Below are 21248 nucleotides of genomic sequence, written 5' to 3' on the forward strand. Positions count from 1 at the left end.
CTTGCCCCGTTCATAGCGGGAGCTCGTTGATCGACATGATCGCCACCAGAATCGACATGATGATGCCGGCGATCAGCAGACCGAGCCCCACGATCAAAAGCGGCTCGAGAATCGTCAGCATCCTCTGAATGCTCAGCCCAACCTCTCGGTCATACAGGTCGGCCACTTTCATCAGCATTTCGTCGAGTTGGCCGGTCTCTTCGCCCACCTGGATCATTTGAATCGCCAGCGGCGGAAACTCGCCTGTGGCCTGAAGCGGCTCACCCAGACGCCGTCCTTCACGCACGCCATCGGTTACTTGAGCCACGAGCACGGCAAGATGCTGATTCACCAGCGTCCCCCGTGCGATCTGAAGGGCGTTCACCATCGGAACACCGCCGTGCAGCAAGGTGCCAAGACTGCGACTAAAGCGGGCCGTTTCCAGCCGCTGGATCAAGCCACCGACCAATGGCAGGTGCAGCAGAGTGCGATCCCAGCGCAAGCGGGTCTCATCCTGTTTCAGTCGCTTTCGCAAAACCAGCCAACCCAGAACCCCTGCGATCACCAGCCAGGGCCCAAAGAGGCGCACGAAATCGGCAACCGCCATGACCACGCGCGTTGGCAACGGCAGGGCTGCGCCCATATCGGAGAAGAGCTGTTCGAACTGAGGAATCACGTATGTGAGAATGATCACCAGCGAGAGCACCGCCACCAGCAGCAGGATCATCGGGTAGAGCAAGGCTGACAGCACTTTTTCACGCAGTGCCCGGCTGCGTTCGAGATAGAACGCCATATCCTGAAGCCCCTCGGCCAGACTGCCCGCGGTTTCGGCCGCGTGGATCATGCTGATGTAAAACGCAGAAAACAGCCCATCCTGCTCTTTCAGCGCCCGTGACAGGGATCGTCCGCGCTGGACGCCCTCTTCTATACGCTTGAGCAAGGCACGCTGCTCGGGGTCATCGTTAACCCGCGACATGATCTGCAGCGCACGGTCGAGCGATAATCCCGCACGCATCAGCTCAGCCAGATCCTGAGTGAACTGCTGCACGCGCTGCTGCTTACTTCTGCGACCAGCCTCCAGTTTGAACAGTGCACCCAGATCGGTGCGCGACCCCGCCGGTTCAACCAGTAACGGTATAAGCCCCTTCCCCTGAAGCTGCCGGACCACTCCCTGAGTATCGCGCGCCTCAAGCTCACCTTTGAGCTCTTCACCCTCTTGTGTCACGGCGCGATAGCTGAATTGGGGCATAGACCATCACTCCTGAGTCACCCGGATGACTTCTTCAAGGTTGGTCAGCCCCTGCAGCGCCTTGACACAGCCATCTTCATACATGGTGCGCATACCGCTGGTGCGCGCGGCAGCATGAATGCGCCCGGCATCGGCATGATCAAGTGCAAGACGGCGAATCTCGTCGTTCATCAGCAGGAGTTCGTGAATCACCAGTCGACCGTGGAAGCCGGTCCCCTGGCAGTGAGTACACCCTTTGGCCCTCCAGAGTTGAAGCGGTTTGCCCTCGGCGAAACGCTCCAGTCCCGTTTCACGCACAAGCTCGGGCAAAGGGTCATAGGACTCACGACAGTGCGGACACAATACCCGGACCAGCCGCTGTGCAATCACCGCGTTTAGCGTTGAGGTCAACAGGTAATCCTCCACCCCCATCTCCAGCATGCGGGTGATGCTGGAGGCGGCGTCGTTGGTATGCAGGGTGGACAATACCAGGTGGCCGGTCAGGGCAGACTGGATGCTGATTCGGGCGGTCTCCAGGTCTCGCATCTCGCCGACCATAATCACATCCGGGTCCTGACGCACGATGGAGCGCAGGGCGTTGGCAAAACTTAAGCCGATGGTGGATTTCACCTGAATCTGGTTGATCCCTTCGAGTTGATACTCCACAGGATCTTCCACGGTGATCAGCTTGCGTTGGGGGGTATTAAGTTGATGCAACGCGGTATAAAGCGTTGTTGTCTTACCGCTACCGGTCGGCCCTGTCACCAGAATCATGCCGTTGGGTATTGCCAATAGCTCGTCAAGCTGGGCACGGCAGGCATCTGTAAAGCCGAGAGACTGAAAATCGAACGAGATACTCTCACGGTTAAGCAGACGCAGCACCACGCTTTCACCATGCATGGTGGGCACCGTGGATACACGAATATCCAGATCCTTGCCCTGCACCCTCAACTCGATACGGCCATCCTGAGGCAGTCGCCGCTCGGCTATATTAAGGCGCGCCATAATCTTGATGCGCGAGATGACCGCCGGTGACAGCTGCACTGGGGGCGCCTCTCCCTCCTGCAATACCCCATCGATGCGGTAACGTACCTTGAGCCGGCTCTCGAACGGCTCGATGTGAATATCCGACGCGCGCGCCTCGACAGCACGCTGAATTATCAGGTTCACCAGTCGGATAACCGGCGCGCCGCTGGCCAGATCCAGCAGCTCTTCGACGCTCTCCTCCTGTTCCTCGCCCGGAGCCACGTCGGCCAGAATGTCGCCCATCTGGCTCTGCCCTTCTCCGTACAGCTGGTCGAGGGCCTGCAGTATGTCGGAACCGACCGCCACCCGCGGCTCGACTGCCACATCCAGCGCCACCGACAGCGCCTCGCAGGCGTAGCGATCAAGGGGGTTGGCCATGGCCACCGGCAGCCTGTCACCCTCCTGCGTCAGAGGCAGCAGCTGATATTCGCGCAAAAACCTGAGCGAGAGCCGCTCGTCAGGGGGTCGGTCAGCGGGAAACTCGGACTTCTCGACCAGTGGTAATTGCAAGAGTGTGCTGAGAGTGGACGCGATATCCCGTTCGGATATCAACCCCAACTTGACCAGCAAGGGAGCAAGCGGCGCAGGTTCCGATTGACCGCGCTGCATTTGATTGACCCGACTCAAGTCGGCTTCGCTAAGGAGTCCCCGCTTTATCAGTGTGGATGCAAGTGCCTCCTCCTGCGGATCCGGCTGGGTTGGCAATGTGGTACTCATCATCGCCCTTCTTGTCCGCTATAGCGGACTCCGTATCCTCACGCGCCGGGGAGTGTAAAGTTCACGTTACATTCTTAGGGTTAAAAAACATAAACCACCCCTCGGGTATACAAACACTATAGTCGGGGGTAACGGATTTGCATCGACCACTCAAGATTTAATGTCACATCAGGATACAGGCAACGCATGGCGATCGGGATGATCGGGACGTTGCGCCTCACCCAGGCGCCAACCGTCTGCTGAGCGCAGAAACTGACACAGCTGGACGGGGTGAAACTGCCTCTGCGCCGCATCCATATCCCAACGCTCGATCAGCATCTCCTCGCCCGGGCGGCGAATGTCGATCAGGTTGAAGGAGTTCGGCGCGCCAACTCGGGTGCGTGAAGAGATACAGGTACCGGCTAGCAGAAAAACCTGCGTCGGGCGCAGATTCGGATAGAGGTGCTCCGAGGTGCGCATCAACGGATCGTGAATATGCCCCCCCATGACAAGATCGATACCGTGATCACCCAGCACTTCGCAGATCTGTTCAGCCCCACGAATGATGTTGTGGCGGTCCTGATGCCGCCTGCAATCGACCGGATGATGGAACAGCGCAATGCGGTGTCGGGCCGGGCGCTCGGCATAGGTGCGAAGCTGCTCCCTGAGCGATTCGGTATCCAGTTCGCCATTGCGGTGGCGCCAGCGCGGTGCCGAGTTGAGCGCAATGACCTGTACATCCCCATCACACCACTCAAAAGGCGGCAGTTTGAAGCACGCCTTGTAGCGTCCATAGGGTGACAAAAGGCGTCGCCCGATATCCCACAACGGAATATCGTGGTTGCCGGGCACCGCCAACACAGGCACATCGACGGGCAACCGGGCTACAAACTGCGCCGCTTGCTCGAACTGTTTAGCGGTCGCGCGCTGTGTAATGTCACCCGAGAGGATAACCAGATCCGGCACCAGTTCTGAGGCGCGCTCGAGCAGCGCATCACCCACCGCCTGTTGCTCGGTGCCAAAATGGGGATCCGAGAGGTGAAGCAGTCTCATGGCGCGTCCTCCGGCGAAGGCGCAATCACCTGAAGCCCCCCTATCACGATATCAAAACGCAGAGGCGTCACGATGCGCTGACGCTCGCCATCAAGCACCACGGTAATGTGCTTGCGATTGGGCCTGATCTCGATCTTCTGAGTACAGAAATGCTCGAGACTCTCCTCATCACTCAGTCGGCGAGCCAACCCTCTGATACAGAGCCTGAGCAAGCCCCAGCCGCTGGACGGTTTCATGACCACCACGCCAAGGTTAGGCTCTTTCATGCAGTGACCGATATCCAGATTAACACCGCGCATCTGCAAGGAATTGATGCCGACGAACACCATGGGGCTTTGCACGGTACGTGTATGACCGTCGGTTTCGAGTGTCAAATAGAGCGCGCGGTAACCCTTGAGCAGGGTGAAGAGCGTTGAGAGAATCGCGACCACCCGGTGACGTCCGAAACGGCGGGAGTGTTCCTCTCTTGCCTTGATCATGCGTGCATAGAGCCCGAAGCTCGCGTTGTTGTTGAACACGTGATCGTTTACACGGCCCAGATTAACCGCTCTCGGATTGCCCGACAGGGCCAGTTCCAGCGCGGCATCGACCTCCAGTGGAATGCCCAGATTCCGGGCGAAGAAATTGAATGTACCGGTTGGAATAACCGCCAGCGGGATCTCGGTGCCGCACAGTACCTCGCTCACCGAGCGGATCGTGCCATCGCCGCCGATCACCAGCACCCGACCGCCATCCGCGCGAGCTTCCGTGCACGCCCGCATGATCGAGCCCCTCATCTCACGCCGGTGACGGCTGGCATGGAGCACTGCGCGAACCCCTTCAGCCCGGCATCGTTCAAGCACGCGGCGGGCAACGCGTTCGGCTACCCCCTGCCCCGAACGAATATTGGCCAGAATATGCAGTGTTTCCTTTATGCTCATCACTCCTCGCCAGCCAAGCCCCTGATTTGAATTGAGTTTAACCGCCCTACGCTGTATTACCAGCGCAGGGTTATGAGAGACTGGGTTAAACGTTTACAGCGCTACGCATAGGAAGTGGATATGAAAAAGCGCGAGTCAGTGACCCATAACCTATACCAAAAACTGATTAACGAAGAGGATGCTCGCGCCTGCAAGGCGATCGACGAATCCGCCTGCCGTGAGGTGCCGGGCAACTTTATCCTCACGCTGATCAGCCAGTTTCTGACCCAACTTGGTGATGCGGTATCAAACCCGAAGATTGTGCTGCCCTGGATCATGGAGAGCATCGCTGCACCGCTTTATCTGCTGGGCTTTCTGGTGCCGATTCGGGAGTCCGGGTCGATGCTGCCCCAGTTGGTTATCGCCAGTTATGTACGCCGCATGCCGATCCGCAAAAGTGTCTGGGTGCTCGGCAGCATTCTCCAGGCACTGGCGATCGGTGCAATCGGCGTAGTGGCCTGGCAGTTGGAGGGCGCCGTTGCCGGCTGGTCGATCATCGCCCTCCTGTGCCTGTTCAGCCTTGCCCGTGGGCTCTGTTCTGTTGCCTCCAAGGATGTGATCGGCAAGACCATCCCGAAGGCCCAACGCGGCCGGTTGACAGGCTGGTCGTCATCGGCAGCTGGCCTTATCACCCTATCGCTCGGAGCCCTGTTACTTCTAAATGACGGAGACTCATTCTCGCCCGAACATTTCGGTGTGCTGCTCGCCGGTGCCGGTATGCTCTGGCTGGTCGCCGCGGTGATCTATTCACGTGTCACCGAATTTCCCGGGGAAACCGACGGCGGAGCCAACGGCTTCATGGAAGCGATCAAACGGCTCGACATTCTGCGCACGGACCGCCCTTTTCGCCGCTTTGTCACTACCCGTGCCCTGCTGCTCTGTTCGGCACTGACCGCTCCCTACTACGTGGTATTGGCCCAGAACAAGCTTGGATCAGCCACCTATCTGCTGGGGCTGTTCATTCTGGCCAGTGGTGCGGCGGGCCTGCTCTCGGGCCCGTTTTGGGGACGCTTTGCCGATTCATCCAGCCGACAGGTACTGATTGTTTCCGCAGGGCTTACCTCGATGCTGGGCTTTATTGTCTGCACGCTGGACTGGCTTGCGCCGGTTTGGCTCTCGGTGGGTTGGGTATTGCCGCTGTTCTATTTCGCGTTAAGCGTCGCCCATCAGGGCGTACGGATCGGCCGAAAGACCTATGTCATCGATCTTGCCGAGGGCAACAAACGCACCGACTATGTAGCGGTCAGCAACACTGTAATTGGATTGGTGCTACTGCTGATGGGATTGACCGGCGCACTGAGTGGCATACTCGATATCACCGGGATCATTTTACTGCTCTCATGCCTGTGCCTTGTCGGCACCTTACTGGCCCTGACACTGCCCGAGACCGACTGAACTTCAGCTTCGACCAAGGCCGAACCGGCTCAGCTGCATCTCGTTGAGCCGGCTCAGGGTACGCCTGAAGGCAAACTCGAGATAGCCGTCAGGATAGAGCAACTCCATCGGCACAGCCGCTTCAAGATACAGCGGCACACCGCGGTCATAACACTCGTCCACCAGCGCAATAAACCGACGTACGCCATTGTCACGCAACGATATCGTCGGCATTTTCCGATCACCGGTGTCGACGCGTTCGGCCGCGTCTTCTGTGCCTCTGGCGATATCCCGCATATGCTCGTCACTTGCCAGCATTGGCACGTCGCTGAGCAGAATATGATCGAAGCGATCACACAACTCGATATAGTCATTGGCCCAGAGCGGGCTCTCACACAACTGATCGTAACTCGCCCAGAGCACTTTCGCTTTGTAGCGCATCACATCCACTTCTCGCTCACCAACCGTTAGCGGCCAGTCTACCCCCTCCTCTCCGGCCAACTGGACGAACAGCTCCGACATAACATGAGGCTGGCTTTCATCCCGAACCCAGTAACGTTGGGTGTGCGCACCCGGGTGCAGGCGATGATCTTCTGGCCCCCGCACGTCGACGATCTCCATATGTGTCTCGATCGCGGCAATAGCCGGCAGCAGGCGATCACGGTGGTGTCCGTTGGCATAGAGCGACTGCGGCGGCTGATTCGAGGTCAATACCAATACCAGCCCCTTGTTGAACATGAGCTGGAACAGTCGCCCGAGAATCATTGCATCACCGATATCGTTGATGAACAGCTCATCGAGACACAGAACCGTCAGCTCTGACGCCAGCTCATCGGCAAGGCGGTTCAGCGGGTCACTTTGACCTGTCAGCTCGAACAGACGCTTGTGCACCCAGCGCATGAAATGGTGGTAGTGCTGCCGACGGGCGGGTACCAGCAGCCCATCCTGAAAACGGTCCATCAACCAGGTCTTGCCACGCCCGACAGGACCCCATAAATAGACGCCCCGCGGACGTTTGCGCCAGCGTGCGTGCAACGCTTCATGGCACAGCTGTAAACGCTCCACCGCATGGCGTTGCGCAGGATCATCCACAAACCCCTCTTGCAGGGCATTCAGGTAGGCATCACGGGGCGAAAGGGGCACACACAACTCCAATCAGGCAAAACTCAGGCGCGAAAATGATCCAGCGTTCTATCGGCAGACGCAAGGGGCTTTCCGACACTAGCCTCCCCGACGTTTGATGATGGGTATGGAATTGAAGCAACAACAGTGCTGACAAACCGTCAGCCTGCTTATAAGGTTTGTCTACCGCAATTGAACCTGGCTGGATTAAGGATGATCCCGATGGAACACTTCTTTTTAACAGAGCGTGGATCTTTCGCTGCTCTGATTCACAAGTCACTTCAATGGGTAGGCTGACCACTACGTCTGGAGAAGACATAGCAACCGAAGCTAGTCAGTGTTCGGCGTCTATGACTTTGGAGGGGATTTGAAATGGCACGATATATTTTATGCCTGTTGTTTACGCTTATGTCTGCGCAAGCATATTCTGACTCAGACGTAGAGGTGGTATATGCCGGTAACAGGTTTGATATACCACCTGGGTTTGAAGTGGTAGGTGATCTTGGTGGCACCAATAACATCCTGGTTTTCCGCTACGGACGTGAAAAAGGTAAAAACTATATCGCCTTCACTGATATGACCGGCGACAAATCTATCGAATATGGCTGTAGTGTTGATAGGTTTTTTTTAGACCTTTTTTCATTGGCCACCAACACAGAGTGCAATCGTAACACTATGGAAACTATGGCGAATACTTTTGTGAACGATAGCATGGTCGATGTCTGGCGATCGAATCACTATGTAGTAAATTTTTCAGGGGACGGTAAAAAGACGTTCCTTTTTTTAGTCAGTGATGATGGAAAGGTAATTAAAATAGATTCTGATTTTTTAGATAAAGACGCTTACAAAAAAATACTGAATCAATTGATAAAATAATACCACTTGGGTAGCGGCCATCTGAGATTTCCAATAACAGAAATCTCAGATGGGTCGAACGTCTCGGTAAAGCCGCGGACTCCATCGATAATCGCTAAGGTTTCGCCGGCTCCCACTGCTGACAGCAAGCGTTGCACCTCTTCTTGCCGCTTACTTCCCGCACCAAAGCTGCGGTAGATACTGCGAGGCATCAAAAGCGATCTTACTTTATTCAAATTCAAGCCGAACTACGTCTATTTTGATCAGCGCAAAATCATTAATAGATATTGACACTTCGATATTCGATATAAACAGATCACCTAAAGACCAACCCAACTACACCTGCCTGCTCTGGCCATTGCTTCTGTTTATGGATATCGATACGCCGTTATCGTTTACCGGTACGGACAGAAACAGGTAAACGCAAGCACCATAAAAGTGCATCGATTGTCGCAAAACTAACAAGAACGCGAAGCCATCCACCAAAAAATTGATTTAATTTCACTTAGCACTCGATAGCCCTTTACCTGTCATAAAGTGCGCCTATACTGGCGCCCTCTCCTCATCCGCTACAACAGGTAACAAAACAATGATCACCCGCGCTATTCGCTTTAATGGACATGTTGAATACCGTATTGAGGGCGATTGGGCCCAACTGGCTGCCGACCTGTGTGTCGACGATCCGCAGCAGCTTGAAAACCAGCGTCTCTCGCTTCAGCTTCTGGCAAGCCCGGAGCCGATCGACCCGCAGGCACCTCAGGGTACCCGCGTCGCTGAGCTGCCACTGACCCAATCCGTTTTTACCGGCTTTCTGCAGGATCAGGCGCTGGCTCTGCCACCGGCAGGCGATAGCGATTTCACCATGGCCATGGCGCTGGTTGGCCAGACCGAGGATGGCAAGGTTCAGGTACACGACTGCGCGGTATTCAACAACCGTCAGCTGTTTGCGCAACCGCGCATTCAGGGACGCGTCGACTGCCAGCTGCACGACACAAGCGTATCGCTGTCAATCGATGTTATCGCCAACAACCGCGAAGCCGATAACCGCTCAGGCTCCCTAAGCCTTGAGCTCTGGGCGCTGAATGCTCCGTACACAGGCGGTGATTTCACCGGTTTTCCGCTGGCAAGCACTGAGCTGGGTACACTCGATGGTCAATGCGAATGGCGCGATTGCAGCTTCGCGCTTGATCTGATTCAGCCACCGGTGGGGGAATGGGCGCTCGCCCTGATGCTGCGTGAATGGACACCTGCAGGTTTTGTAACCCGCGATTTCCGCCAGCTGCCCTCGCTTGTGCGTGAAGCACCTATCGCCGCCGAGAAAATTGCTGTCGAAACCCAGCCGATGGCGGAGTTTATCGCCATTGAACCAACGGAAGCCGAGCAGGCTGTAGCCGCTAAAGCCGCTACCGAGGCCGTACAAGCAGACGCTGCACTGGCCGAAAAGAAAGCACCGAAAAAAGCTGCAAAGGCCGTTAAGAAGCCTGCAACCAAAGCCGACAAGAAGAAAGCTGAAAAGGTTGAAGAGGCGGTATCGATCAACTCTGCCAGCGCCAAGGCGCTGAGCAAAGTGAAGGGACTCTCACCGCGCCTGGCCGATGCGATTATCGCAGAACGCCCGTTCTCCAGCGTGGATGACCTGCAGAAGGTGCGCGGTATCGGCGCCCGCATGATCGCGCGTCTGCGCGAGCTGCTGACGCTTTAATCGTGTATGCGGAGCGGTATCTCCACTTACCGCTCCGCACTCTCTAACCAGTGCACAGTTTGTCGCGTGACCAGCATGGTCAGCAGCACCCCGGCGGCAAACAGATACAATCCGTAGTGCACTTCGACACTGACGATCACCCCGAGCTTTACGGTCACAATCAGCATTGCGACCACCATCACATCCAGCATCGCCCAACGCCCATACTCATGCATCAGATGGAGCAGGCGTCGGGTACCGGCACCAACCCGATCATGTACTGACAGCAAACGTGCCAGCAGCGCCAGTTTCGCCAGCGGCAGTACCACGCTAAAACCGAGAATGATCACAAACAAGAGGTACTGCCCCTGCTGCCATAGTTTCAAGATGCCGGTCAGGATCGAGATCTGTTCATCAAACATCCACAACCGTGTCAGCGTCAGCAGTGGCGTAAGCATGCCTGCCAGCAGCAGCAACCCAGCAAGCAGCGCAAGCCATTTTAGGTAATGAGGCTTCTTCAGCATCGCGCGCTCCTCAGATCCAGCGCCGCACACGGCGCAGGTAACGCTCATACGACTCGCCAAAGATGTGCCTCAAAACACGCTCTTCCGGCGCAATTTGAAAGCGGTTCATATACAGCACGAAGGCAACTGGCCAAAATGGCGCCAGCCAGCTGGGCGCATGCAACGCATAGGCACACAACAGCATGAGAATGGCAAGATACATCGGGTTGCGCGAGTATCGGTACAGCCCCGACTCAACCAGCTGGCTGGCTTTTTCAGGGGTGTGAGGATGAAAGGTGGTACGTGCGCGCCGAAACTGCACCAACGCCAACACGCCGATCAGCAACGACGTGAAGGCAAGACCGTATTTAATCCAGACAACGGCATCCAGCGCGTGTAACTCAATGGGTAGCGGCAAATAACGTGCGCTGCTCCATATAAACAGCGCCAGAATAACGGCCAACAGGACCGGTGGGCATTTGAGCTCCAGACTCATGGTGTCGATTCATCCCTTTCCCGAATATCCGGTGCAAGGATACCAGATCCTGTCCGCGCACATGCCCACCTTTAACCAGCCGGACTACTGGCTTTTGAGCTGCCCCAGTTTTTCGCTGATCTCTTCGTGTCGCCCTCTGTCGGCTAACTCACGGCCTACACGCGGCGGCGCACTGAGTGCTTTTTCAAAGGCGGCCTTTGCTTCCGCTTTACGTCCCTGCTTCAGCAGATAGTCGCCGTAGAAGAAGTTCGGATCGATACCATTCGGATTGAGGCTCAATGCCTTTTTCAGCATCTCTTCCGCTTTGTCATCGTTGCCGAACCCAATGGGCCAGCCCGGCACCTGATAGTAAAGTGAGCCAAGGCTAGTGTAGGCGCTCCCCTGCAAGGCACCGGGGTCTAACGCCAAGGCATTTTCCAGTTTGTTACGCGCTTCCTTTACCAACGACAACGCGCCCAAACCGCCCTTTTCACCGGCATAGGTGCTCAGCACGATGGCATCCCAGATCAAAACCTCCGCGCTATCTTTGCTCTCCTCGGCGTAGCCTCGGGCACGCTCGGCCAGCTGCTCGAACGCTTTTTCGCGCTGTTTCTCGGGTACCTCGTACTTGATGTGCGCCCAATCCTTCTGAAGCTCACTCACCTGGTCGAGCGCAGTCGTTGCATTAGCGGCCCATAGCGGGGTGCACACCAACACTGTGCTTACCATCGCTGCCCGAATCACGCGCTGTAGACGCATTTTTTTCATCGTTCGCTCCTCGCTTCAATGGCATAACGGCGGATAATCTCGAGCTGGCCTCGTATAGCCCTTGTGACCGGCGCACTATTGAGTTTGTTGATCAGTACAAACAACCTCTCGGGCCAACCGATATAGGTTTCGGTTCGCTCACGTGCGATGCTGCGCAACACCACCGCTGCCACCGTTTCCGGCGAATCCATCCTGTTGCCAAGAATCTGATTCATCGCGCGCACCGACTCGCTGTTCAACGCAGTATCGGTCGCCCTGGGTGCGATATAGATCACCTTGGTTGATGTATTAGAAAGTTCACGGCGCAGCGCCTCGGAAAACCCGCGCAGACCGAATTTGGCCGCACAGTAAGCGGTATAGCCGGGGTAGCCTATGGCTCCGAACGAGGAGCCGATATTCACGATCAGCGCCTGCTTCGGATTAAGCCGATTCAACAGCTGTCGTGTCAGCAACATCGGCACCAGCAGATTAATGCGAAGCTGTTGTTCGATTTCATACTCGGTCTGGTCGCTCAACCAGCCAAGCTGATTGGAGCCGGCACAGTTGATCAAGATATCGAGCGGCTGCTCGCCCAGTTTCTGCGCAAGCTCTGCCCGTGCCGCCATGTCGTTAAGGTCAAGCGTCAGGACACGATGACCCTCGCCCGAAAGCCCAGTGCATAAGGTCTCCAACGGCTCGGCACGCCGTCCGATCAGCGTAAGCCTTGCGCCCTTGGCGGCCAAAGCCAGCGCCAACGCCTGCCCGATTCCGCCACTGGCACCGGTAAGCAGGACATGCTTTTTATCGATCTCCATACTCACCTCAGGCTGCCTGCGTCTGCGGCAATGGCAGCCCCATAAACATATCGCCATAGAGCCGGTACACTACATTGGCACTGTGAATGATCGCCTGCTGGTCCGCCTCGCTCTCGACCCTGTCCATCAGGCTCTCGAAGAAGCGGATATGGCTCTGATCCAACTCACCGTGCGAGGTCAGATAGCGCATGGCGGTATCCGGAAGATTCAGCCGTTGTTGGATGATCCCGGCCATCGGTGTGGCGATGCTCACACTTGTGCCCTCCAGCACCTGCACCATGCCGAAGAAGCCCAGCGGGTTGCCGCGATTGATGCAGTCATAGAGGTAGGACACCATCAGCTCTATCGGCAGCGAAGGCCGACCGTTGCGCACCTGCTCGGGATCGACGCCGCAGGCTTCCAGGTCACTGAGGATCCACTCCTGATGACCGAGTTCCTCTTCGATATATTCGGCAATCGCCTCACGCAGCCATTCATACTCAGGCCCCAGACGACCGCCACAGGCCATCAACAGAGGCACAGTGTGGCGCACGTGGTGATACGCCTGGGTCAGAAACGCGATGTAGGTTTCCAGCGACACCTCGCCCCTGGCGCAGGCTGCAATCGCCGGTGCCTGAAGCAGACGCTCACGCAGGGGTTGTGTCTCCTGCTGAAGGCGTTGAAAAAAGCTCATATGGGTCTCCTTAAACGTAGAGCGCCTCAATGGCGTCACGGTAACGGGTTTGAATACGATCGCGCTGCAACCGGCCATTGGCGGTCAGGCAACCGTTCTCATAACTGAAGGGGGCTTCCACCAGCATCCAGCGCTTCACGCGCGCATAGTCGGGCAGTCGTGCGTTGAGCTGATCGATGCCCGAATGGATCGAGTCGGGGGCACGGCTGACAATCAACGCCACGTTGTAGGGACGTGCATCACCAATCAGCGCGATCTGGTCAATCCCTTCGATGGAGATCGCTTCCGACTCCACCCACTCGGGCGATAGATTGCGGCCGAAACTGTTGATGAAGATGTTCTTTCGGCGCCCGCTTATATACAGATAGCCGTCGTTATCGAGGTAACCGATATCGCCCGTGGCCAGCCACTCCCCGGCGCGTCGCCGTGGCTCACCGAGATAACCGAGCATAAGAGTGTCACCGCGCAGATAGAGCTCTCCGTCCACATCAAAGCGCAGCTCAAGATGTTCAAACGGACGCCCCACACTGCCAACCCGGCTCTGCGCCGGTACGTTGACCGCGACCACCGAGGCGTTCTCGGTAAGTCCATAGCCCTCATAGACAGGCAGCCCAAGGGCATGCGCCTGCTCTATCTGCTGCGACGCCACCTTACCGCCGCCCACCGCGATGAACTTGATCCGATCAGCCGTCACACCGCCCGAGGCGGTTAATGCCAGCAGCGCCTGCAACAACTGGGGGATAAGAATCAGGCTCTCCGGGTCTGCCTCGGTTATCGCAGCGGCCCAGCGCAACGGATTGAATCCGCTTGAGCCTTCGAAACCAAGACGCGACATGCGGCGCAACACGACCTCTGCACCGCTGAGCAGTGGCACATCGACACCGGCGATATTTTCCAACAGCGTTGCCAATGGCAAGGTTGCCAGATGGCGCTCGATGCCCAGCGGCGAGAGGCGCATCTTGAGTGATTCGGCGATGCGCTCGATATTGGTCATTGACAGACACACGCCCTTGGGTCGCCCGGTGGAGCCCGAAGTAAACGAGATGCGGGCAACATCGCTCACATCAGTGGAGTTAGCCGTGTTCGCCTGCAGATGCACAACACGCAGAGCGCTCAGGAATTCCGGTACATCTATCGCGTACTCGCCGGGCCAAACGATCGCCTCCTCCGTCACCAGCAAGTCGGCACCGGATTGCTCAATCAGATGGCTGATCTGCTCGGGTGAGAAAAATAACGGCACCGGCACCATGCAGATACCAGCATGGCGCGCTGCAAGATCAAGCAGCACCCATTCGACCCGGTTATCCAGCATCACAGCCAGTACGCGGCTGCCAGACTCGGACAACCAGGCAGACAGCGTCGTTACCCGGTGCCATAGGGCCTCTGCGTTAAGAGATTGAGTCTCATCGCTTAACAACCGTATTGCGGGGTGAGTGTTGGATAACGTTTCCAGATGGGCAAGCAGTTCAGCCATTGATCGCCCCCAAATCTGTCGTGTTCTGACGCAGAAGCCTTGAGTGACGTACCCGGCGGGCAAAGGGATCGATTCGGCTCAGACCGGGTAATGCCTGCGCGATAGAACCTGCGAGCACCTGGGGCGCGCACTGGTAATAGCGTCCCCAGCGGGCAGGATCGGGCACTCGCGTCGGATCGGCCGATGCAAGCGGAATCAACTCCACCCCCAATCGGCGGAAGCTGTTTTTGAGCACCGGCGTCGCAGTAAAAACAACCCATTCGTAGCCTAGCCGGTAAAGCAGTTGGGCCAGCATCGGAATGAGTAAACGTGTCTCGCCGATACTGCCAGCGGCGAAGTTACCGAGTTCAATAATGGTTGAGCGCGCAACCGGTCGGTTACAGGCGTGAGTCAACAAAGCCTCTATTGGACTGTCTAGATAGTGCTCCAGAAACATAGTCCCGCTGTTGCCCGGGGAAAGGCCAACGGCGGTGTTTGAGCCCTCAAGCCATAACAGCAGGGGCATGAAGTGATCCAGCTCCGCGCCATAAGCCTGTCGGTATACCCGACGCACAATCGCTTTAACCGGCTCGGCGTTTTCACAATCTGACGCAAGAAGCCTGAACCCGGCATCATGCTGCTGCGGCTGTGTAGACTTGATATTACGCTGCATAAAACTCATCTCATGTGTTGATGCTTGCAGCTGATTCTGTAGCGGGATACTTAAGTGGATCTTAAGAGGTGGGGCGAACGTTGATGTCGGTCAAATCATCCACAACTGTCACAATTGTCACTTATTAGTATTTAGTCATATACTAAGTCGAAAATAATGAGCCACCCGAGGTCAGCAGATGAACCACTCTCGTTTGCTTGCGTTATCTCTTGCCGTGCTTCTAGTGGCCGGATGCGAATCCAAACCAGAGCCCAATGCCACTGATGGCGAGACATTGTTTAACTATTACTGCGCGGGCTGTCACAAGGAGAGTGGGAAAGGATCGTTTCTGGAGGGAATTCCGGCGAACCGCGCAACCACGATGAGCGAGTCAGAGGTTACGCGGCTCATCATGCATGGCAAATCAAACATGCAGGACATGCCAAGCTTCAGCCACTTGAGCGAGCAGCAGGCGCGCAATATCGCGCAACACCTGCTAAGACGCCTGGCCAAGCAGCAATAATGAAGAATCAGGCTGATATCAGTGTCGACAGCTGGCGGACAATCCCCAGCACACTGACCACAATCAGCACAGCACCCAACACCTGAAAGAACAGCGGCGTTTCTTTACTCACCACGTAACGGTGGAAACGCTCGCCTATCAGATGCCCGACAAACGCACAGGGCAATAACCAAAGCTGATGAATCAGCTGCAGGTCGACACCGGCGATCAGGAATGAGGTCATCTTGATCGCCACCAGTATGAACCAGAGCACAAACAGCGTATCGCGCAACTGATGTTTGGCAACGTGATTGGCATAGACCGCAACGATCAGCGGTGCGCCGATTAACGAGGTGCCACTGACATACCCGCCAAGCGCCAGAAACATATTGTCGACCCACGGCTTGTTGCTGCGAAACGGCTTGTTGAGCACATAGCCGATGGCATAGGCGATCACGATGACAAAGATAATGCTACTCATGATCTCGCCCGGCAGGGTCAACAAGCCCAGTACCCCCACAATCTTCGGCACGATCATGATCTTCATCGACTGCCACAGGTAGCGCCAATCGATATTGCTCTCGCCGGGCGTGTCACGATGTGCCCGATGCCCCTTCCAGGCTATCCAGCTGGAAAAGATAAGCAGATGGATCGAGATAACCGGCAGAAAGACCAGCGGCTCATTCAGAACCAGCAGAAGAAACGGCAGCGACAGGACCGCACCACCAAAGCCCAGACCCGAGCGTACGAAACCGCTCCAGACAAAGGCCAGGCCAATGAGCGCATATTGCCACCACAAAAGATCCGCCATTTTTCCCTCCCGCCGGACACAAAGGTACGCAGCTTAGCAGGTCTGGAAGGCGGTCAGAATGCGGCGGACACGAAACAATCCCGCCGCGTGTTGCAACGATATAACACCGCGACCTCAATCAACCCAGAGGCAGCAGCACCTTCTGTCCGGACGCGCGTGCTTTCATCCGCTGCACATAGACGTTCAGGGCGCCCTGCTCAGGCATTAGATCCGACGCCATGGGCAAGCCACTGACATAGTTGAGCATCGGCGTTAGCAGCGCATCGGCCATGGTGTAGCGGTTACCGACGATGAAGTCACGATCGGCCAGCAGTCGCTCAACCCGCGCCAACGCCTTCTGCGCCTGCGGCAATGCCCGTTCAACAGCATCCATGCGTATGCTGCCGTCTTCACCTTTGGGGAAGGCAAACTCCAGCAGCAGATCACGCACCAGCGCCTTGTCGATATAGAGCGAAATCTCGGCGGAGGCCATCTCCACCTGCGTGCGCTCCCACAAGTGTTCCGGCTGCAACGCGGGCCCATCGAAGACAGCATCGATATAACGGCAGATCACCGCTGTTTCAAAGATAACCCGGTCGCCGTGGATCAATACCGGCACCTTGCCGTAGGGGTGGAGTTTGAAATGCTCCTCACTCTTGAACCCTATGCTCTGCCCGTCGAGCTCAAGACCTACACTGTAATCAACCCCCTTCTCCTCACAGCACAGCATCACACTGCGTACGAAGTTACTGAAGGTGGGCCCCAGAATATGTAGCTTTGCCATCGTGCACTCCCTTTCCGGTTCATGTTGTATCCACTATCATCATGAGCACCAAAATATGTTCAAGAACATATTTTAGACTCAACCGATCAGGAGCGTTTCCCATGAGCTGGAACCCCGAACACAAGGCCCGTAGCCGCCAGCGCATATTGACGACAGCCGCCCGTCTGTTTGCACAACAGGGGTTTGATCAGGTGAGCATCGATCAGGTCATGAGAGAGGCGGGCATGACCCGCGGCGCTTTTTACGCCCACTTTTCCTCGAAAAGCGAACTGTATGGCGAAGCAATACTGGCCACTGCACATGCCGCGCGTGACAAACATGTACAAGGCACCTCAGCGACGCAACAACAACTAGAGCGCATCATCGGTGTATACCTCAGCGAAGAACACCTCAGCGGCGAGACCCTGCACTGTCCGCTGGCATTTCTGGTGAGTGACATCGCCCAGCGCGATGATCAGGTCAGGGATATCTGGACACGGGTGTTCCGCGGGCTGGTCGATATTGTTGGCGGAAACGGCGAGGATTACAGCCACGCACTCGAACGCGTGGTGTTAATGGTAGGCGGCGTCGCCATCGCCCGGGCACTCAACGACGACGACCTGTCAAAGCAGTTGCTGGATACCTGCCGCGTGGCGGTGCTGTCCGAGCGGCAGGCCACGTCAGGCGACAATCACACAGACCGCGCCGACCACGATGAAGGCAAGCCCCAGAAAATCGCGTAAGCCGAGTCGCTCCTTGAACCAGCGCGCCGATATGGCCAGTGTAAAGAGCACCTCGACCTGCCCCAGCGTTTTAACCATCGCCACGGTTTCAAGACTCATGGCGGTAAACCACCCCACCGAGCCCAGAAAGCTAAACAGGCTCGTCAGCATTACCAGTCTCGGGCGCGACCAAAGTGCCCTGAGCGTGGCCGGATCACGCACCAGCAACCAAACGAGCATGATCAGCGTCTGAGTCGAGATTACCCAGAGCAACACCCAAGCGGCACTATGAGGAAAGGTCAGATCCAGCATCAATGCCGCCTCGCGCACCCACAACGTGGTGAGCGCGAAACATAGTCCACTACCAAGGCCCGTTACCACGGTTTTCAGGGGCAGCTCTCGAACGGGGCCGGTATTACTCATCAACCAGACGGCTACAGCACCGATGATGACTCCCGCCCAGGCCAGCGCCGTCAGCGGCGCGCTGAAAAACACAGCGCCCAGCGCCGCCGCGATCACCGCCTCGCTTTTAGCAAGACCAACGCCAATGGCGTAGTTCCTGAGCCGGAACAGCATCACCATCAGTGCAGTGGCGAAAATCTGTGACACAGACGCGGCCAGAATAGTCAGCACAAACGGCGCATCGAAATGCGGCATCGCCACCGGTTTGAAGTGGTAAAGCAGCACCAGATAGAGCACCGCCAATGGGCTGGCCCAAAGAAAGCGCGCCAGCGTAACACCCGCCGTGTTGACCTCTTTACTTAACCGGTTTTGAAACGCGTTACGCCATGACTGCATGAATGCAGCCATCAACGTGAAGGGGATCCAAAGGCCCATCAACTCTCATCCGTATGTCAGGGGGGAGCGACATTGTAAGCGCGGGCCTTACACAACCCAAATTATCGAATATGGACGATCGATAAGATCTGATTATGGATCTGTCTACTACGGATTCTGAACCAGCTCCGCCTTCAGCCACTCAATCAGCTTACCGATCACCGGACGGTTCTCCCCAGGCGATATCCAAAGCCCGAGTCTTGCAGGCGTTTCGATAAACCCCCAGGGTGCAACAAGCCTCCCGGCGCGCAGATCCTCTTCAACCAAATACGCTGGCGCTATAGCAACGCCCAGCCCCACCAGCGCCGCCTCCAGCATATAGTTCAGATGCTCAAACACCTGATCATGGCGAATACCGGTTGTAGCCAACCCCTTGGCTCCAAACCACAACGGCCAGGCCTGCAAGCGTGACTCGGTATGCAGCAACGGCAGCGAGTGCACCCTGTCGGGTGAAGGGGCGATCTCCGAACCAAGCAACCCCGGCTTCATTACAGGCCCCATAAGTTCCGGTGCCAGATCGATCACCTGCGCGTCATTCGGCCAGGGCGGTTCGGCAAAGCGCAGCGCGGCGTCGACACCGCTGGCCAACGGCCACTGCACCTCTTCGCTTGCGGTGAGGTGAAGCTTGAGACCCGGACACTGGGTTTGCAGCTTGTCGAGCCGCGGTATAAACCAGCGCGCCAGAAAACTGCCCGAGCAACTGAGCAGAATCGGCGCATCGGATGCACGCCGCTTGAGCTGTACGCAGGCCTGCTCAAGCTGATCGAATGCCTGTGAGGTAGAGGCACGAAGCATCTCGCCCTCTGGCGTCAGCAGAAGACCGCGCCCCTCACGCCTGAACAGACTGACGCTCAGCTGCTCCTCAAGCTGTCTAATCTGGCGACTTACCGCACCGTGCGTGACATGTAGCACTTCAGCGGCACGCGTCATGCTCAGCGTCCGGGCTGTTTCATTAAAGGCTCTGAGGGCATTCAATGAGGGGAGCGAATCACTCAAGACAATCACTTCCTGTTAGGTTTTCTCACAGATTAGCGCAAAATAATCGATTTTCACACGCGCTAATCTCGACTACTCTTCTCGCCATACCAATACCGCTATGGAGCTATTCCCATGAGCACCCAGAATTCAACACCCGAGATCGGCCCCGACGTTAACGGTTTCTTTGGCCGTTTCGGTGGTCGCTTCGTCGCAGAAACACTGATGCCACTGATCCTCGACCTTCAGGCCGAGTACGCAAAAGCCAAAAACGACCCCAGCTTCTACGCTGAGCTCGAAGCCTTGAGCAAGGACTATGTCGGTCGTCAGAGCCCGCTCTACTACGCCGAGCGTCTGACCGAACATCTGGGCGGCGCCAAGATCTACCTCAAGCGCGAAGACCTGATGCACACCGGTGCGCACAAGATCAACAACTGCCTTGGTCAGATCCTGCTTGCCAAGCGCATGGGCAAGAAGCGGATCATCGCTGAAACCGGTGCGGGCATGCACGGTGTTGCCACTGCAACCGTCGCTGCACGTTTCGGTCTTGAGTGTGTGGTTTACATGGGCACCACCGATATCGACCGCCAGCAGCCCAACGTCCAGCGCATGAAGCTGCTTGGCGCCAAGGTTATCCCTGTGGTGAGCGGCACCGGCACACTGAAAGATGCGATGAACGAAGCGCTGCGTGACTGGGTCACCAACGTTGACTCCACCTTCTACATCATCGGTACCGTTGCAGGCCCGCACCCCTACCCTGAGATGGTCCGCGACTTCCAGTCTGTCATCGGTCGTGAAGTGCGTGAACAGATAACCGAGAAAGAGGGTCGCCTGCCCGACTCACTGGTCGCCTGCATCGGCGGCGGCTCAAACGCCATGGGCCTGTTCCATCCGTTCATCAAAGATTCTTCCGTGCGCATCATCGGTGTAGAAGCCGCGGGCTACGGTATCGACACCGGCAAGCATGCTGCCAGCCTCAAGGGCGGCACCCCGGGCGTACTGCACGGTAACCGCACCTACCTGCTGCAGTCAGAAGATGGCCAGATTCAGGATGCCCACTCCATCTCAGCCGGTCTCGATTACCCCGGCATCGGCCCCGAGCACGCCTGGTTGCACGATATAGGCCGTGGCGAGTACGTCTCGATTACCGACGACGAAGCGCTGGATGCATTCAAGCTAACCTGCCGTCTGGAGGGGATCATCCCTGCGTTGGAGTCATCCCACGCCATTGCCTACGCCATCAAGCTGGCGCCGACCCTGCCCAAGGACCACCTGATGGTGATCAACCTGAGCGGTCGCGGCGACAAGGATATGGCCACCGTAACCGCACACCTGGCCGATGAACTGGCAGACTGAGCAAGAATTGAG

22 protein-coding genes are annotated in these 21248 nt (G+C 56.8%); 6 read left to right on the plus strand and 16 right to left on the minus strand.

Going from position 1 to position 21248, the window contains the following annotated elements:
* Nucleotides 1-10: 10 nt before the first annotated feature.
* The 4 genes from ADIMK_RS18880 to ADIMK_RS18895 all read right to left on the minus strand — a co-directional run bounded on the left by ADIMK_RS18880 (nt 11) and on the right by ADIMK_RS18895 (nt 4902).
* Entirely contained in the window at nt 11-1228 is a 1218-nt protein-coding gene (locus ADIMK_RS18880; protein ID WP_036191306.1) for a type II secretion system F family protein, read from the minus strand.
* A gap of 6 nt (nt 1229-1234) precedes the next feature.
* Nucleotides 1235-2950 (minus strand): type II secretion system ATPase GspE, encoded by a 1716-nt coding sequence (gene gspE / locus ADIMK_RS18885; protein ID WP_036191678.1) that lies wholly within the window; start codon nt 2948-2950, stop codon nt 1235-1237.
* A 168-nt stretch (nt 2951-3118) separates the two neighbouring features.
* Nucleotides 3119-3982, minus strand: coding sequence for a metallophosphoesterase family protein (locus ADIMK_RS18890; RefSeq protein ID WP_051693119.1), 864 nt, complete (start codon nt 3980-3982; stop codon nt 3119-3121).
* Nucleotides 3979-4902 carry a diacylglycerol/lipid kinase family protein gene (locus tag ADIMK_RS18895; protein WP_051693120.1) on the minus strand — a complete coding sequence of 308 codons (924 nt, stop codon included), beginning with the start codon at nt 4900-4902 and terminating at the stop codon, nt 3979-3981. The genes ADIMK_RS18890 and ADIMK_RS18895 overlap by 4 nt, the downstream gene beginning before the upstream one ends.
* 120 nt (nt 4903-5022) lie before the next feature.
* Between ADIMK_RS18895 and ADIMK_RS18900 the strand changes: the two genes are divergently transcribed.
* Nucleotides 5023-6336: an MFS transporter gene (locus ADIMK_RS18900; RefSeq protein ID WP_036191308.1), complete on the plus strand. Its 1314-nt coding sequence runs from the start codon at nt 5023-5025 to the stop codon at nt 6334-6336.
* A gap of 3 nt (nt 6337-6339) precedes the next feature.
* On the opposite strand, the gene zapE is transcribed toward ADIMK_RS18900, so the two are convergent.
* Entirely contained in the window at nt 6340-7458 is a 1119-nt protein-coding gene (gene zapE / locus ADIMK_RS18905; RefSeq protein ID WP_081849868.1) for a cell division protein ZapE, read from the minus strand.
* A gap of 351 nt (nt 7459-7809) precedes the next feature.
* On the opposite strand from zapE, the gene ADIMK_RS18910 reads away from it, so the two are divergent.
* Nucleotides 7810-8313: a hypothetical protein gene (locus tag ADIMK_RS18910; protein WP_036191310.1), complete on the plus strand. Its 504-nt coding sequence runs from the start codon at nt 7810-7812 to the stop codon at nt 8311-8313.
* 568 nt (nt 8314-8881) lie between these two features.
* Nucleotides 8882-9994 carry a ComEA family DNA-binding protein gene (locus ADIMK_RS18915; protein ID WP_036191313.1) on the plus strand — a complete coding sequence of 371 codons (1113 nt, stop codon included), beginning with the start codon at nt 8882-8884 and terminating at the stop codon, nt 9992-9994.
* Nucleotides 9995-10020: 26 nt separating this feature from the next.
* On the opposite strand, the gene ADIMK_RS18920 is transcribed toward ADIMK_RS18915, so the two are convergent.
* The 7 genes from ADIMK_RS18920 to ADIMK_RS18950 form a co-directional block, all read right to left on the minus strand.
* Nucleotides 10021-10497: a paraquat-inducible protein A gene (locus ADIMK_RS18920; protein ID WP_036191315.1), complete on the minus strand. Its 477-nt coding sequence runs from the start codon at nt 10495-10497 to the stop codon at nt 10021-10023.
* A gap of 10 nt (nt 10498-10507) precedes the next feature.
* A complete protein-coding gene (locus ADIMK_RS18925) occupies nt 10508-10972 on the minus strand; it encodes a methyltransferase family protein (protein WP_036191317.1) in 465 nt (154 codons plus the stop codon).
* 84 nt (nt 10973-11056) lie between these two features.
* Nucleotides 11057-11719, minus strand: coding sequence for a tetratricopeptide repeat protein (locus ADIMK_RS18930; protein WP_231517094.1), 663 nt, complete (start codon nt 11717-11719; stop codon nt 11057-11059).
* Complete coding sequence (locus tag ADIMK_RS18935) at nt 11716-12513, minus strand: SDR family oxidoreductase (RefSeq protein ID WP_036191319.1); 798 nt, start codon at nt 12511-12513, stop codon at nt 11716-11718. The genes ADIMK_RS18930 and ADIMK_RS18935 overlap by 4 nt, the downstream gene beginning before the upstream one ends.
* Nucleotides 12514-12520: 7 nt before the next feature.
* Entirely contained in the window at nt 12521-13186 is a 666-nt protein-coding gene (locus ADIMK_RS18940; protein ID WP_036191321.1) for an iron-containing redox enzyme family protein, read from the minus strand.
* A 10-nt stretch (nt 13187-13196) separates the two neighbouring features.
* Nucleotides 13197-14660: an AMP-binding protein gene (locus ADIMK_RS18945; protein WP_036191323.1), complete on the minus strand. Its 1464-nt coding sequence runs from the start codon at nt 14658-14660 to the stop codon at nt 13197-13199.
* On the minus strand, nt 14653-15312 hold the full coding sequence (locus tag ADIMK_RS18950; protein WP_051693121.1) for a thermostable hemolysin: 660 nt from the start codon (nt 15310-15312) through the stop codon (nt 14653-14655). Before ADIMK_RS18950 ends, ADIMK_RS18945 begins: the two co-directional genes overlap by 8 nt.
* Nucleotides 15313-15490: 178 nt before the next feature.
* Between ADIMK_RS18950 and ADIMK_RS18955 the strand changes: the two genes are divergently transcribed.
* Entirely contained in the window at nt 15491-15814 is a 324-nt protein-coding gene (locus ADIMK_RS18955; RefSeq protein WP_036191326.1) for a c-type cytochrome, read from the plus strand.
* A gap of 7 nt (nt 15815-15821) precedes the next feature.
* Here ADIMK_RS18955 and ADIMK_RS18960 read toward each other — a convergent pair whose 3' ends face one another.
* Both ADIMK_RS18960 and ADIMK_RS18965 read right to left on the minus strand, forming a co-directional pair.
* The gene (locus tag ADIMK_RS18960; protein ID WP_036191336.1) at nt 15822-16604 is read right to left on the minus strand and encodes a TSUP family transporter; all 783 of its coding nucleotides are present in this window, start codon (nt 16602-16604) and stop codon (nt 15822-15824) included.
* Nucleotides 16605-16722: 118 nt separating this feature from the next.
* Nucleotides 16723-17367, minus strand: a complete 645-nt coding sequence (locus ADIMK_RS18965; RefSeq protein WP_036191339.1) for a glutathione S-transferase family protein — start codon at nt 17365-17367, stop codon at nt 16723-16725.
* Nucleotides 17368-17468: 101 nt separating this feature from the next.
* Here ADIMK_RS18965 and ADIMK_RS18970 point away from each other — a divergent pair, with 101 nt between their 5' ends.
* A complete protein-coding gene (locus ADIMK_RS18970; protein ID WP_051693122.1) occupies nt 17469-18089 on the plus strand; it encodes a TetR/AcrR family transcriptional regulator in 621 nt (206 codons plus the stop codon).
* On the opposite strand, the gene ADIMK_RS18975 is transcribed toward ADIMK_RS18970, so the two are convergent.
* Together ADIMK_RS18975 and ADIMK_RS18980 are read right to left on the minus strand one after the other, a co-directional pair.
* A complete protein-coding gene (locus ADIMK_RS18975; RefSeq protein ID WP_036191341.1) occupies nt 18027-18905 on the minus strand; it encodes an EamA family transporter in 879 nt (292 codons plus the stop codon). The two genes, ADIMK_RS18970 and ADIMK_RS18975, sit on opposite strands and share 63 nt — an antisense overlap.
* A gap of 108 nt (nt 18906-19013) precedes the next feature.
* Entirely contained in the window at nt 19014-19901 is an 888-nt protein-coding gene (locus ADIMK_RS18980; protein WP_036191343.1) for a LysR family transcriptional regulator, read from the minus strand.
* Nucleotides 19902-20015: 114 nt separating this feature from the next.
* Between ADIMK_RS18980 and trpB the strand changes: the two genes are divergently transcribed.
* Entirely contained in the window at nt 20016-21236 is a 1221-nt protein-coding gene (trpB, locus tag ADIMK_RS18985) for a tryptophan synthase subunit beta (protein WP_036191346.1), read from the plus strand.
* Nucleotides 21237-21248 lie beyond the last annotated feature (12 nt).

Source organism: Marinobacterium lacunae (assembly GCF_000705555.1).
GTDB classification, from domain to species: Bacteria; Pseudomonadota; Gammaproteobacteria; order Pseudomonadales; family Balneatricaceae; genus Marinobacterium_D; species Marinobacterium_D lacunae.